Origin of the sequence: Actinobacillus vicugnae, assembly GCF_901687125.1 — a bacterium.
Lineage (GTDB): Bacteria > Pseudomonadota > Gammaproteobacteria > Enterobacterales > Pasteurellaceae > Actinobacillus > Actinobacillus vicugnae.
This window is the reverse complement of record NZ_CABFJY010000011.1, coordinates 18,282-33,167: the sequence shown is the minus strand read 5'-3', so window position 1 is coordinate 33,167 and position 14,886 is coordinate 18,282. Positions and strand designations below refer to the sequence as shown.

13 protein-coding genes and 1 tRNA gene are annotated in these 14,886 nt (G+C 38.1%); 3 read left to right on the top strand and 11 right to left on the bottom strand.

Annotated elements, in window-relative coordinates; all coding sequences use genetic code 11:
- Positions 1-56: 56 nt before the first annotated feature.
- Complete coding sequence (gene ushA, locus F8M47_RS03240) at positions 57-1,700, bottom strand: bifunctional UDP-sugar hydrolase/5'-nucleotidase UshA (RefSeq protein ID WP_150538780.1); 1,644 nt, start codon at positions 1,698-1,700, stop codon at positions 57-59.
- A gap of 81 nt (positions 1,701-1,781) precedes the next feature.
- On the bottom strand, positions 1,782-2,144 hold the full coding sequence (locus tag F8M47_RS03235; protein WP_150538779.1) for a diacylglycerol kinase: 363 nt from the start codon (positions 2,142-2,144) through the stop codon (positions 1,782-1,784).
- A 261-nt stretch (positions 2,145-2,405) separates the two neighbouring features.
- Here F8M47_RS03235 and sstT point away from each other — a divergent pair, with 261 nt between their 5' ends.
- Positions 2,406-3,617, top strand: coding sequence for a serine/threonine transporter SstT (gene sstT / locus F8M47_RS03230; RefSeq protein WP_150538778.1), 1,212 nt, complete (start codon positions 2,406-2,408; stop codon positions 3,615-3,617).
- Between the two features lie 135 nt (positions 3,618-3,752).
- Positions 3,753-6,071: a DNA internalization-related competence protein ComEC/Rec2 gene (locus tag F8M47_RS03225; RefSeq protein WP_150538777.1), complete on the top strand. Its 2,319-nt coding sequence runs from the start codon at positions 3,753-3,755 to the stop codon at positions 6,069-6,071.
- Here F8M47_RS03225 and queA read toward each other — a convergent pair.
- From queA to F8M47_RS03205, 4 genes are all read right to left on the bottom strand, one after another.
- On the bottom strand, positions 6,068-7,153 hold the full coding sequence (gene queA, locus F8M47_RS03220) for a tRNA preQ1(34) S-adenosylmethionine ribosyltransferase-isomerase QueA (protein WP_150538776.1): 1,086 nt from the start codon (positions 7,151-7,153) through the stop codon (positions 6,068-6,070). The two genes, F8M47_RS03225 and queA, sit on opposite strands and share 4 nt — an antisense overlap.
- 47 nt (positions 7,154-7,200) lie before the next feature.
- Positions 7,201-8,130: a gluconeogenesis factor YvcK family protein gene (locus F8M47_RS03215; RefSeq protein ID WP_150538775.1), complete on the bottom strand. Its 930-nt coding sequence runs from the start codon at positions 8,128-8,130 to the stop codon at positions 7,201-7,203.
- Positions 8,131-8,195: 65 nt separating this feature from the next.
- Positions 8,196-9,272 carry an AI-2E family transporter gene (locus F8M47_RS03210; protein WP_150538774.1) on the bottom strand — a complete coding sequence of 359 codons (1,077 nt, stop codon included), beginning with the start codon at positions 9,270-9,272 and terminating at the stop codon, positions 8,196-8,198.
- A gap of 67 nt (positions 9,273-9,339) precedes the next feature.
- Entirely contained in the window at positions 9,340-10,095 is a 756-nt protein-coding gene (locus F8M47_RS03205; protein WP_150538773.1) for a class I SAM-dependent methyltransferase, read from the bottom strand.
- Between the two features lie 177 nt (positions 10,096-10,272).
- Between F8M47_RS03205 and F8M47_RS03200 the strand changes: the two genes are divergently transcribed.
- Positions 10,273-10,500, top strand: a complete 228-nt coding sequence (locus F8M47_RS03200; RefSeq protein WP_150538772.1) for an alternative ribosome-rescue factor A — start codon at positions 10,273-10,275, stop codon at positions 10,498-10,500.
- A 67-nt stretch (positions 10,501-10,567) separates the two neighbouring features.
- On the opposite strand, the gene F8M47_RS03195 is transcribed toward F8M47_RS03200, so the two are convergent.
- The 5 genes from F8M47_RS03195 to F8M47_RS03175 form a co-directional block, all read right to left on the bottom strand.
- A tRNA-Val gene (locus tag F8M47_RS03195) sits at positions 10,568-10,644 on the bottom strand.
- A 63-nt stretch (positions 10,645-10,707) separates the two neighbouring features.
- Positions 10,708-11,520, bottom strand: coding sequence for a bis(5'-nucleosyl)-tetraphosphatase (symmetrical) ApaH (apaH, locus tag F8M47_RS03190; protein ID WP_150538771.1), 813 nt, complete (start codon positions 11,518-11,520; stop codon positions 10,708-10,710).
- 24 nt (positions 11,521-11,544) lie between these two features.
- The gene (locus F8M47_RS03185; protein WP_150538770.1) at positions 11,545-12,231 is read right to left on the bottom strand and encodes an LrgB family protein; all 687 of its coding nucleotides are present in this window, start codon (positions 12,229-12,231) and stop codon (positions 11,545-11,547) included.
- A complete protein-coding gene (locus tag F8M47_RS03180; protein WP_150538769.1) occupies positions 12,228-12,599 on the bottom strand; it encodes a CidA/LrgA family protein in 372 nt (123 codons plus the stop codon). Before F8M47_RS03180 ends, F8M47_RS03185 begins: the two co-directional genes overlap by 4 nt.
- 75 nt (positions 12,600-12,674) lie before the next feature.
- The gene (locus F8M47_RS03175; protein ID WP_150538768.1) at positions 12,675-14,651 is read right to left on the bottom strand and encodes an exoribonuclease II; all 1,977 of its coding nucleotides are present in this window, start codon (positions 14,649-14,651) and stop codon (positions 12,675-12,677) included.
- Between the last annotated feature and the right edge of the window lie 235 nt (positions 14,652-14,886).

The window sequence follows — 14,886 nt, the reverse complement described above, 5'->3', positions numbered from 1 at the left end:
ATTTGAGCTAATAAAAAGCTAAGCTTTCACTTAGCTTTTTTCTTTTTTAGTTGAGATTATTTAAAAATAATATCTTCTTTTGGATCGTATTTGCTTGCATCAATTACTTTGTTTTCTTCAAAGTATTTTTTCAACATTTCTGCATCAATAAAGCCTGTATTTACATAGCTAGGGTGTTTTTTCATAACTGGATAGCCATCACCACCCGCAGTTAAATAATCTGGAATCGAGATTTTATATGTTTTGTTAGCATCAAATGGTTTTCCTGCGATTTGAAGGTTTGAGATTGTTTTAGCAACGCGATCTACAGTCATCGAAATACCTGCAAATTGAGGGTAGCCACCAGTATCAACTTCTTTTAAAGCTACGGTAGTTAGGAAATCTAATAATTCTTGACCTTTTAAATCAAGAGTTGAGATCATATTACCAAATGGCTGTACCGTTAATATCGTTTTATACGTTACGTTACCTTCTTCAATTGATGAACGAATACCACCCGAGTTCATAATACCAATATCGGCTTTTACACGCTCTTTTTGTGATTGTGCAATTAATCTGCCTAGATTCGTTTGTACAAAGCGAATATGTTCTCGTTTACCATCTAATAAACCTTTCACTTGTCCCACTTCTATATTGAGTAGTTTATCTCCTTCATCTTGATATTTTTTCAAGTGCTCAAATAGAGCTTGATCTGGTTTGATTTCAGCTTGGTAAAGTTGATACTCTTTTGAGCCATCTTCTTTTTTAATGGTTTTTTTCAAGTTAATTGGAATTAGCTCGTAGTTAACTAATGTTGTTTTACCATTTTTGAATTCAAAATCGGCACGGCCAACATATTTACCCCATTCGCCTGCTTGCATAATCCAAGTACCATTTTGGAAATCTGGTTTACAGCTATCGCCTGGCGTATATTTTGTTCTAAATTGTCCTTTTTCATCGAAGCATACAGTGTCGTGCGTATGTCCACCAATAATGACATCAAAAGTACCTTTGTCTAAAGTTCTTGCCATAGTAACATCACCTGGAGCGTTGCTACCATGTTTGCCATCTAAGTACCAACCCATGTGAGTAAGTGCAATGCGGATATCAGGTTTTTCGGTTTTATTGATTTGAGCTAATGTATCTTTAGCGCTTTGAATTGGATCTTTAAAAATTACATTCTCAGTAACATCAGGGTTGCCTAATTTACCTGTATCTTCGGTCGTTAAACCTACAACGGCAACTTTTAAGCCTTGTTTATCTAACATCACATAAGGCTTAGTAAGTTCTTTCTGGGTACGTTTGTTGATCACGTTCGCAGAGATAAGAGGGAAGTTCGCCCATTTTTCTTGCATAGTGAGAACTTGGAGAGGGAAATCAAATTCATGATTACCTAAAACCATTGCTTCGTAACCAATTGCATTTAAACCTTCATAATCAGGGCGGGCATTTTGCATATCGGACTCTGGTACGCCAGTATTAATATCACCCGCATTTAAGATAATGGTTGAGCCACCTTTTGCTTCAACTTCTTTTTTAATGTTATCAATAACCGTTTTCTGTGCAGCAAGTCCGTATTCACCTTTATCGTTTTGCCAGAAATGCCCGTGGATATCATTAGTGTGAAGGAGCGTGAACGAATAAGTTTTATCTGTTTGATATGCCATTGCAGATGTTGCAGACAGCAATGCAACAGAAACAAGTGTTTTAGTAAATTTCATAAGAACCTCAGCTTTAGATTGATATGCAAAAAAATAGGCATTAGATAAATAGTTGTGCTATAAATCTATTGCCTATATGAATTAAAAAAGAATGATAAGTAGCCATGTAATTGCTAATAAAACCATAGCTATAAAGACTGCCGCAGAGCCCATATCTTTTGCTCGTCCAGATAACTCGTGAAAATCGGAACCAATCCGATCAACTACTGATTCAACTGCACTATTTAACAATTCAGTGAGTAGCACTAAGAATACACTACCGAGTAATAAAATGGTTTCAATAATATTATCTGCAAGTAAGAGTGCTAGTGGAATTAATATAATTGAACACCAAACTTCTTGGCGAAATGCAGCTTCGTGAAGATAAGCTACTTTAAGTCCTTTCATTGAGTAACCAGTGGCGCGTATCACGCGCTTAAAATCTGCTTTATTTTCTGGTTTCATTTAGTTTCCTGTGGTTTTATTATCAAAATATATGTCATTCTACCTGAAAGAAATCGGTTGCGAAAAGCATTTTTCTTGGTGGTAGTATATTAATCTGCAAGAGATAACAAATTTTAATCGCTAATATCTAAAAATCTAATAAAAATGCTTGATTAGCTATTCCAAAATGATGCGTTTTCCGTTAATCTCGAAACTTCATATTCATTAGGTGGATAGGCGGCTAGCCGTTTATTCTGTTTTGGTCTTCTATTGTAAAATATTATGAGTAACTCTTCTTTATCTTCAAAACTTTTCGGGGGCAATTTAGTTTTACGTATTGCCGTCGGTCTAGTGCTGGGCGTCACTTTAGCTTATTTCCAACCTGAATGGGCAAAAAGTGTTGGTGTGCTAGGACAATTTTTTGTTAAATCACTTCGTGCAATTGCTCCAATTCTGGTTTTTGTATTAGTACTTTCTGCAATTACAAATAAAGAGGTTGGTTCAGATAGTAAATTAAAACCGATTTTAATCATGTATGTGTTAGGCACATTTGTTGCAGCATTAACTGCCGTCGTGTTTAGTTTCCTTTTCCCTACTACGTTAGAGCTTGTTTCAAATCCTGATAATTTAAATCCACCACAAGGTATTGGTGAAATTATCAAAACGGTAGTATTTAATTTAGTAGATAACCCATTACAGGCGTTAGCAAATGCAAACTTTATTGGTATTTTAGCTTGGGCTATCGGTTTAGGTATTGCCTTACGTCATGCTGCACCAAGTACTAAAACTTTCTTAAATGATTTTGCAGAAGCAGTATCTTATGTGGTTAAAATTGTTATTGCATTCGCACCAATCGGTGTATTTGGTTTAGTTGCTGAAACTATTGCAGTAAATGGTGTTGACGCTTTCGAAGGCTATGCACGTTTATTAAGTGTTTTATTAGGTTCGATGGTGTTTGTGGCATTTATTTTAAATCCACTCATTGTGTATTGGAAAATTCGTCGTAACCCATATCCATTAACACTAACTTGTTTACGTGAAAGCGGTGTAACGGCATTCTTCACTCGTAGTTCAGCAGCAAATATTCCAGTGAATATGAACTTAGCGAAACGTTTAGGTGTACGTGACGAGATCGCTTCCGTTGCTATTCCCCTCGGTGCTAATATCAACATGGCTGGCGCGGCAATTACCGTAACAGTATTAACTTTAGCGGCTGCCTATACACAAGGAATCCATCCTGATTTTGCAACAGCGCTATTATTAAGTCTTGTTGCATCTATTTGTGCTTGTGGCGCATCGGGTGTTGCTGGTGGTTCTCTATTACTTATTCCATTAGCATGTAGCTTATTTAATATTCCAAATGATATTGCAGCACAAGTAATTGGCGTTGGTTTTATTATTGGTGTTATTCAAGATTCAGCAGAAACTGCGTTAAACTCATCGACAGACGTATTATTTACTGCGGCGGTGAGCATGGCAGAAGATAATAAGTAACTTGCTGTATAGTACGTGACTTATTTGAATTGTTGAATTTATATTATTGATTTTTGCGATCTAGATCGCAAACTTTAGGTGAACTTTCCACAAGCGGTCAAAATTTTAGCATACTTTGCAAAAAGAGAATTTGCTATGAATTTTGACCGCTTTACTATTGCCTTATCTTTATCATTTCTTCCGTTACTTTTTCTTGCTCGTGAATGGCTTATTTTAGGATGCTATATTGCGGTAGTAATATTTGTTGTTGGTGTGTTTTTTAAACAAAAACTGCTTATGTTACTTGGTAGTTTAGTTTTGATTAATTATATACAAATTATTCATCTAGCAGAAAATGCGCATAAATATGCAATTTCCTCCCCACAAAGTTATACATTTCAAATCCAAAAAATCATTAAACAAGCGGAATTTCAGACCGCATTCGCCAAACTAGATAATGGCGATCGTATTTATTTAAATTGGCAATCGAGCGAAGCCCTAGAATTAGAGCAAGTTTATCAAGCAAAACTTAAAATACGTCCAATTTCGGCGCGTTTGAATATTGGAAATTTCGATCGCCAACGTTGGCTTTTTGCGCAACATTTAAATGGACAAGCGACGGTTACAAAAGTGAAGAAATTAGCCACAGAAACATCATTATCTTGGCGCAATCAATGGCTAAATTATACCAAAGCGCAACTTGCATCATATCCTTCGCAGGGGTTATTACTTGCTTTAGCATTTGGTGAACGAGCATGGCTAGCTAATGCTGATTGGCAATTATTTCAACAAACATCAACCGCACATTTAATTGCAATATCGGGTTTGCATATAGGGTTGGCAATGGGGATTGGCTTTTGGCTGGCGAAGATTTTTCAGTGGGGATGTTTGCGATTAAGCGTGCTACAAGCGGTCGGTTTTTCATATCATTTTCCAAGAATATTGGGCCTAATCTTTGCAATTTTTTATTGTTATTTATCTGGTTTTGCGATTCCAACGATGCGAGCTTTGCTTGCGATTAGTATTGTTTTGTTCTGTCAGTGGATACGTCGTTATTATACGCCTTGGCAGTTATGGTGGCGTGTGGTGGCGCTTTTGCTGATTCTAGATCCTGTTACGATTTTATCGGATAGTTTTTGGTTGTCTATTTTAGCGGTGCTTAGTTTAATCATTTGGTATCGCTATTTTCCGCTTATGAACCTTTTCCCTTTGTGCAAAAAATGGCAAAAATTTAACCGCTTGTGGCTTTCATTAGTTCATTTGCAATTAGGCATTTTTCTTGTTTTTTCTCCTGTACAATTTTTCTTTTTTGAAGGTATTTCACCTTGGGCATTTTGTGCTAATTTTATTATTGTGCCTTTATATAGCTTGTTATTAGTGCCTTTAGTGCTATTTTCATTATTAACCAATAATTTATTTAATAGCTGGAGTTGGGCGGATTGGCTAACCCAAAAGAGTTTAGCCATACTTTCTTATTTTTCATCAGATTGGATTCCATTAAGCCAGATACAACAAGCCAATTTATTGTTAGTAAATGCTTTTTGTTTGTTATTGCTAGCATTATGGCAAACTCAATTATTAGTCACTTATTGGAAAAAACTCGGTGTATTAGTGATTAGCTTCTACGGTATCTTCTGGGCTGTTGCTAAACATTCTATGACGCCAGAATGGCTGACTTTTGATATAGGGCAAGGATTAGCACAAGCGCTTATTTATCAAGAAAATGGAGAGAAAAGGGCGGTGCTTTATGATACGGGTGCGAGTTGGAAAGGACATTCGGGGCAAATCAGTTCTATGGCACAGCTAGAGATTTTGCCGTATCTAAAGCGCAACCAGATTCAGTTAGAGGCGATTTTTTTGAGCCATGATGATAATGATCATTCAGGTGGCGTAGTGGATATACTTAATGCGTATCCCAAGGCTCGTTTAATTTCTCCAAGCGAAAAATCCTATGCTAAACGTTACCCAGAAGCTTGTATTGCGGGTAATACATGGCAATTTGGTGAGTTTGAATTAGAAGCGATTTATCCTACTTCGAAAGTTTCTCGGGCAAAAAATGAAGACTCTTGCATTATTTTGGTAAAAATTGACCGCTTATCACTGCTTTTTACGGGCGATACGACCGCACTTCAAGAGCATAAATTTGCCCATCAAATTGGGCAAGTTGATTTTCTACAAGTGCCTCATCATGGTAGTAAAACGAGTTCTAGTCATACCTTGTTAGCTCAAGTAAAACCAAAGATTGCCGTAATTTCGGCAGGGCGTTGGAACCCTTGGAAAATGCCAAATCAACAAGTATTAACTCGGTTACACCAGTATAATGTGAAGGCTTTTAGTACCTCAATGGTTGGTATGGTAAAGGTGAAATTTGAAGAAGGTGGTAGCTGGACGTTAGAGACAGCTAGAAATGATAGAAGCCCATGGTATCGAATGACCTATGGGCTTCCAATTAATGCCTCTAGCTCTGTGAACTAAGGCACATCATGAAATGCGTTTGGATTTTTATTGATAAACATGGCATCGCCATAACTAAAGAAGCGATATTTCGCTTCAACCGCATGCTGATAAGCTTTCATAGTATTACGGTAGCCTGCAAACGCAGAAACGAGCATTATTAATGTTGATTCAGGTAAATGAAAATTTGTCACTAGCGCATCTACAACACGAAATGTTTTGCCTGGGTAGAGGAAAATACTCGTATCTGAGAAGAAGGGCGCAATTAATTTACCGTCCTTTTCAGCCGCTTGTGCTGCACTTTCAATTGAGCGAACAGAAGTCGTTCCAACCGCAATCACACGTTTCCCAGCAGCTTTGGTTGCTAAAATTTGGTCGACAACCTCTTGGCTTACTTCCGCGTATTCAGCGTGCATCTTGTGATCTAAAATGTTCTCCACTCGTACAGGCTGGAATGTTCCAGCACCAACATGCAATGTCACAAAAGCCGTATTTACACCTTTCTCTTTTAGCTTTTCTAATGTTGGATTATCAAAATGTAAACCCGCAGTTGGTGCTGCTACCGCACCTAAAACTTTACTGTAAACGGTTTGATAACGTTCTTGATCAGTATCTTCATCAGGGCGATCAATATAAGGTGGTAAAGGCATATGTCCCGCTTGTTGTAGTAATTCAAATAGCGGTTGTTGCTCGTTAAATTGTAATTCAAATAACGCTTCGTGACGGGCAAGCATGGTTGCTTTAAAGCCGTTACCTTCGCCTAATTTATCCTCACCTAACACTAACTCTGCGCCTTCTTTCGGTGCTTTAGAGGCGCGTACGTGCGCTAAACAGCGATGCTCATCTAACACACGCTCGACTAAAACTTCTAATTTCCCACCACTTGCTTTGCGACCGTATAAACGGGCTGGAATCACTCGAGTATTATTAAAAATAAGCAAATCGCCTTGATTAATTTGAGCAAGCAAGTCTGAGAATTGTTTATCTGCAAATTCGCCTGTTTCACCATTTAAATGTAATAAACGGCTAGCAGTACGTTCTGTTGTTGGATAACGAGCGATAAGCTCATCAGGTAAATCAAAATGGAAATCGGAAACTAACATGGTAAACCTCTATAAAAAACAGACTGCCCCTGAAAAGGGGCAGATATTTATCTATTTAATAATTCTACTATATCATTGATGGCTTTGCTGAGCTTATTTCTGTCGTGACGGTATTCCACCTCATCATCAGATAAAATTTGCTTTAATACGGTAATATTTTCAGGCAAATCGTTGTATGTAGTTGGTACAGTAATAATACCGTTTAAGCGATTTTTCCCAATGCGAGTTTCTAACCACTCAATACGATCTGCTAACGAAAGTGAACCAGCTGGGCCTGATTCTTGCTGAATGTTATCGATAAAAATGAGTTTTGCGTTACTTTGTGTGATTGCGCTGGATATTTCATCAATAAGTAATGAAGGCATAATGCTAGTTAAAAAGCTACCTGGACCGAGAACGATCAATTCGGCTTTTTTTACGATATCGATAGCCTCTGGTGTCGCACTTACTTTCGGGATCAATAAGAGATTTCGAGGAATCTCTTCAAGCGCATCGACGGATACTTCTCCCACAATGGTTACACCTGATTTTAATTGAGCAGCCAAATGCACTGGCGATTCTGACATTGGGATCAGACCCGCTCTAACGTGCAGCAGCTCTCGGACTAAATTAATGCCTTCAAGCGGTCGAATTTTCATATTTTCTAACGCTTTCAAAATCAAATTACCCAAATTATGTCCAGCTAATTCTCCTACGCCTCCAAAGCGATATTCAAATAGTGCAGAGGCAACAGTAGGTTTAATAATAATTTGAGTTAGGCAATTACGTAGATCTCCCCACGCAATCCCACCATGCTGAGAGCGAATACGCCCAGTAGAGCCACCATCATCTGTGGTGGCAACAAGACCAGTGAGCCGCTCACCAAGAAATGCAAGTGATGATAACACTCGACCTAAACCGTGTCCGCCACCAATTGCAACAACGCTACTCATTTTATTTAAATAAGGGTGACGTGAGGATAGTTTTTGTTCAGGCATTTCTTTTCCTTTTTATTGTTGAACAGAGACTATAGTGTTTGCATTACGCCATAAGTGACATTTTTTTACTCACGAACTTCAGCAATATCGTCTTCATTCGAAGGAAGTGCATTCATCACGGCTTTTACTAAAGTTGCAAGTGGAATTGCAAAAAATACACCCCAAAATCCCCATAATCCGCCAAAAATTAACACCGCTACAATGATAGTGAGTGGATGTAAATTGACCGCTTCTGAGAATAAAAATGGCACAACTAAATTTCCGTCTAGTAATTGGCTGATAACGAATGCAAGTAGCAAATAATAAAATTCAGGCGATAACCCAAACTGAAATAATGCGACTAAAGCAACGGGAATCGTAACCAAAACTGCACCAATATAAGGTACTAAAACCGATAATCCGACAGCTACAGAAAGTAATAATGGATAGCGTAAATCAAAGAATAAAAAGATAGCGTAAGTTGCGATCCCTACAATCAAAATTTCTAAAAATTTACCTCGGATGTAGTTGGCGATTTGCTGTTGCATTTCAAACCATACATTTGCTGCTAAGCGGCGGTTTTTAGGTAACATACGCACAAAACTGCGCACAAAAAGGTGTTTATCTTTTAATAAGAAAAATACCATTAATGGCACTAAAAATGCGTAAATACCTAGCCCAACTAGACTGATAATAGAGTGGACAGATAAAGTTAATAAAGATTCCCCAAAGCCTAGAATTTTTGTTTTTAGATTGCCCATTAATGTATCTAACATGGCATAGTCAATCAGCTCTGGATAATGTTCTGGCAATGCTTCAAGCCAAGCATTTAATAGATTGAACATTGAGGGAAGATCTCGAATAAAAGTAACCGCTTGATTCCAAAGACTTGGTAACATCACCATAAACAAGAAAATTAGGAGCGAAATAAAACCTCCCAACACAATCACAAGGCTAAGAAAACGCGGAAATTTAAAATGGCGAGTCAGAAAACGAATCGGCCATTCAAGTAAATAAGCGAACACGATAGCCACCAGAAGAGGCATAATAAGATCGCTAAAAAAATAAATAATTCCGAATCCAATCAATAAGATACCGAGCAAAGCAACAGTTTGCGGATCATTAAATTTCTGTTTATACCAAGATTGGAACATTTCAAACATTCGATTTCCCTCTGTATGATTTGAAAAATCCTTCTAAACCAGATAACCGAGCCTAGAAGGATTAAAATTATTTTTGGCTACAAACAGCAATAAATCCCAGTTTGTTTTCAGGATCATTAAAGGTTTGGAACATTTTTTTGAAGGTGTCTCGATTTTCAGGTTTCAAGGCATTTCCTACAATTTTCATTGCGCCTAACACGCCTTCATCATAAATCAAGCCTTTAGGCGAGAGTAATGTCATATCACCTGAATACGCATCTACATTACGGAAACCACATTCATGGAATAATGTTTTCCAACCATCTTTAGTTAGTGGGGTAACGGTAAGATGAATCGCTTCACGCAGGGCTTGGATCACTGGTTCTGCTTCTTCAGTGTTTAGCATTACATCATGGGTTAATAAAAAACCACCTGGTTTTAACACACGAATATATTCCCGAATTGCTTTTTGCTTTGCCTCAATAGGTAACATGGTTAGCATTGCTTCATTTATTACAATGTCAAACGAATTGTCTTCAAATGGTAATTTCGTCGCATTTGCACGTTGTACCTGAACTAGTTCTTCAACACCGTTTTCTTTAATGTTGGCACGAGCTTTATCAAGTGCATCTTCGTCTAAATCGATACCTGTAATATGACAGCCATACTGTTTCGCAATCTCAATTGCGGTAGTGCACATATTGCAAGCCACTTCTAATACTTTTTTATCTTTGTTAAAGTCGCCATTCGCAATCAGCCAATCAGTAGCTAATTTACCACCTGGGCGTAGACGTGTTTTGCCAAGGCGAGCTAAAAAGTTATGTCCTACTTCTTCTTTTTTCATAGAAACCTCTCTGCAGTAATTGCAAAATTGTGAGAAAATGTAACCGCTTTTTATGGTGGATATTTATGAGATTATACCGAAGTTTTCGTGATTCTTATATACAATAATCATAAAATTTGGCATCATACGCTGTCTATTTGATAGATTAATAACACAATCAAACAAAAAGGAAACAAAATGAAAAAAGCATTAAAAACAATAGCCTATCAGCATAATCGAGGGGAAATCCAAGAAAATGCATTAAAAGCTTTAGTTACTGACCGATTATTTAAAAGCCGTATTGAGCGAAATCGAAAAGGTAAAGGTAGTTATCAGCGCAATGCGAAGCACCGCAAAGCGGGTTATGGCAAAGGCGAAAGCCCATTTAAAAATGTTCAAATGAGCAATTTTAAATGGGCTTTTTAATTAGCCATTTCGTTGAATAATGTAAGGCATAAAAAAATCCCCCGCTGTAAAGCGAGGGATTGGAAAATGGTGCAACTAGCTGGACTCGAACCAGTGACCCCCACCATGTCAAGGTGGTGCTCTAACCAACTGAGCTATAGTTGCATAGACGAGGCGAATTCTAATCGAAAATGGAAATGATAGCAATAATCCTCAGGTTGTTTGATTTTATTTTAAGCGTTGCTGTGTGAAAATTTGTTTATCTTCCCAACGAATCATTGAGAGATGATTCCCCCATGCACAGCCTGTGTCTAATGCGTAGATATTCGGTTTATCTGATTTACCCATTAAACTTGCCCAATGTCCGAAAATAATTTCTTGTTCAGCAAATAATGGATTATTTAATTCAAACCAAGGTGTTAATTCGCAAGGTGCTTCTTCAATAGGTAATTTACAAGCAAAATTTAACCGCTTGTTGTGATAGCAAAAACGCATACGCGTGAATACATTAATAATATAACGCCAACGCTCAATGCCTTGCCAATCGGTAGACCAGTAATCTGGATAGCTGTCATACATCTGTGCAATATAATCGGCATACATTTCACCTTGTAACACTGCCTCAGCTTCTTTTGCACAAGCGAGTGTTTCGGCAAGATTCCATTCAGGGCTAATACCTGCGTGAACCAATAGGAATTTATGTGTTGGGTGCTGAACGAGAAGCGGTTGATTTCTCAGCCAATTTTGCAATGCTTCTCGGTCTGGCGCTTCAAAAATAGCAGTCACTTTATCATTAGGTTTAACTTTTTTAATGCCAAGTAGCGTTGCAAGTAAATGTAGATCGTGATTGCCTAAAATCGTTTTGGCATTGTTATTTGGATCTTTTACAAAACGTAAACATTCCAACGACTTTTCGCCTCGTGCAACCAAGTCGCCCGTTAGCCAAAGTTCATCTTGTTTGGGATCATAATTAACCTGTTTGAGTAATAGTTGTAATTCATCAAAACAGCCATGTAAATCACCAACAATATAAGTTGCCATTTATGTTCTCCAATAATAACTAAACTACATAAACCATTTTACGGCGAAATGGAAAATAGGTGGTGCGATAAAAGAAGAAAGTAGCCCGCAAATGACTAACGCAAGCGAGCTATAACTTGCTGCTTTTGTGTTTAATTCCATACAGCGAGCCGTACCGAGTGCGTGTGAGGCGATGCCTAAGCTCATACCAATTGCTTGGGCATTGGTCACATGAGCTAATTTCAAAATAGGCAAACCTAAAACAGCGCCAAACAATCCAGCCACCATTACGCCTACTGCACTTAAGGCAAATTCGCCCCCAATTTCGCCTGTAATCACTAATGCAAGCGGCATAGTGACTGATTTAGGCATTAAAGCGGCTACGATTTCCTGAGTACCGCCAAATAACAACGCTAGTAGCATTCCACTACACATTGAAACCACTGTACCGAGCAACAGAATAAAGCTGATTGCCTTCCAACGCTGGCGAATTTGTGGAAATTGTTCATAGAGCGGAATTGCAAGCGCAACGATGGCCAAGCCTAAAAAATGGCTCAATGGAGAAGTGCCTTGCTGATATTCTTTATAAGGAATCTGAAAAATGATTAAGATCGCTAATAGTAACAATAAAGTGAGTAAAAAAGGGTTTAGCAGAGAAATAGCGAGTTTTTTACTAAGCTTCACACTTAAAAAAAATGCGACTACGGTGAGAACGGTATAGAGGTAAATCATTGTTCATCTCCTGAATCTTTGAATAAGCGTTGTGCGACCCAACCTACAATCACAATGGTGATAATGGTGCTGAGAATATTTGAAATAATTAATGAGGAAAAATAACGGGTTAAAATATCACCATATTCAACCATGCCAACACAAATAGGCAAAAATACAATAGGCATATAACGATTGAGAAACCGTCCCGTTGGCAATACCCATTCTAATTTAAGCAGACCTGTAATCAGGGCAAAAAAGAGCACGAGTAGTCCCCAAATACTGTCGGGAATGCCAATTGGAATCAATATATTCAAACCTTTGCCGATGTAGAGCATTCCCCACAAAATAGCGAGAGAAAGCACAAAGCCGATAATCGTTTTTTGCATAAAAGCCTCATGGAACAAGCGGTCAAGTTTCAAGGAAATTTTGCAAAAAATTCTCGAAATTTGACCGCTTATAATTTAGATAATATTACCCACGATTGAACGAGTCTCTAAGCGAACCTCGGTGAGTTTTACTTTGACAGCCTGTCCAATTTGGTAGGCTTTTTCGCCTTTGATGTAGAGAGCAATTTCTTCTGGGCGGAACTCCATTTCTTCTTTTTTATCGTGAATAGTGGAGAATGGCACAAAAATTTGCGCACCATTTGTGATCACTTTAGCACGTACACCGCCACGTGAAACATCTGCAATTTCACACTCAAATGCGACCGCTTGTTCTACCATTGGGGCAAGGTAGCGAGCATACAACCAATCAGCAATATCACGCTCAACTAAACGGTTTTGGCGACGCGCTTCTTGTAAGCGAGCAAGTATACTTTCTTCAATCGTTTTTGGTTGCTGACCTAGTAATACTTGCTTAATTAAGCGGTGGTTTACCATATCGCCATATTTACGAATCGGTGATGTCCAAGTGGCGTAATGGCTAATTCCTAAACCCAAGTGCGGTGCTACTTCTGATTTAAATTCCGCAAAAGTAAGGTAACGACGTAAGCGAAGTTCTAAAAATTTTTCAGGGAACTCATCAATTGAGCGGCGCATTGCGCAATAGCCTTCAAGGGTAGCAAGTTTTTCTGGTGCATATAATTCGCTAAGCGTTGCATGGTTTTCATCGTTAGCAAGTGTATCCAATAAGAATTTTTGTGCTAATTCTAAATTTTTCGGATCAAAACCTGAATGGGTATTAAAAATACCTGTTTTGGCATGATCAGCTAAGAATTTAGCACAACAAATATTGGCAATAATCATAGATTCTTCAATCATTTGATTTGCAATACGACGATATTCAACATGAATATTACGCACCGAGCCATCTTCGTTTAATTCAAATGAATAATCGCCAGACTCTTTGAATAATAACGCATGATTACGGCGCCATTCAATTCGAGCTAAGGTGAATTGGTGTAACCAATCAATTTGTTGCTTGGTTTCAGCATTTTCAGGTTGCCACGCATTTTCAATGTTTTCGAGATAGTCAGAAACATTGTCGTAAGCTAATTTTGCTTTGCTTTCTACCCATGCAGACACAAAACGAGGTTCAGCAATAATATTGCCCACTAAATCGGTTTCAATATAGCTGACTAACGCAGGGCGTTTTTCATTTGGCACAAGTGAGCATAGGTCATCTGACAATTCACGTGGCAACATTGGGATATTAAAGCCAGGCAAATAGTTGGTGAAGCAACGCTGACGAGCCGCTTTTTCAATATTTGAATTTTCTGGAATATAAGCGGTTGGATCGGCAATCGCTACCACTAAACGCCAGCCTATTTGAGCGCCATTTTGTTCGATTGGCTCAATAAATAGCGCATCGTCCATATCTTGCGTGCTAGGGCTATCAATAGTAGTAAAGTACAGCGAAGTCAGATCTTCACGTGTTAATTCATCATGTAATGCATAGTTTTTCTCGTTCGCAACAGGTTCGCGAGGCTGTTCGTGACGTGCAAGTGTTACCCACCAAGGTGCGAAATTATCATCCGCTTTACAGATAAATTGAGTAACTTGAGCGAATAGGAAACGATCATCGCGCAATGGGTGAGTTTTTAATTGCGCCACCACCCAGTCGCCATTTTCTAGTGATTCAGTTACTTTCTTATGGGTATTGGCTGGAATAATGTTTTTGATACTTGGGTGATCAACGGCTAGTTGTAATTTATTGTCTTTGTTAAAACGCACTTGTGCAATAAAGCGATCTAACATTGGTTCAAGTAAGCTATCAATTTCAACCTGTTCTTTATCACCTTCACGTTTCACTACTGCTTTTACTTTATCGCCGTGCATTACTTTTTTCATCTCGAATGGCGGAATGAAATAACTTTTCTTATCGCATTCTAAAAAGCCAAACGCTTTTTCTGACGCTTTGACCGTACCTTCCACATATTCTTTATTTGCCTCAATCTGCTGTTTTAATTGGGCAAGTAACGGGTTGTTTTGAAACATAAATTCTCTCTATAAAAATAAAAAAGGTGCAGGATAGTAATGCACCATAAGATTTTTTGAATTATAGCGGATTTTGTTTACAAGCGGTGCAATTTGCAAAAAAATTTGTAAATTTGCCCGCTTGTTATGGCTATTTTTCATATTTTATGCGAAAAGCAAACGATTAAATTGTTTATTCTGTGAACTGCTTCACATTATTTATAGGTTAATCGGTGTAGTATCAAGCCAATCCTTT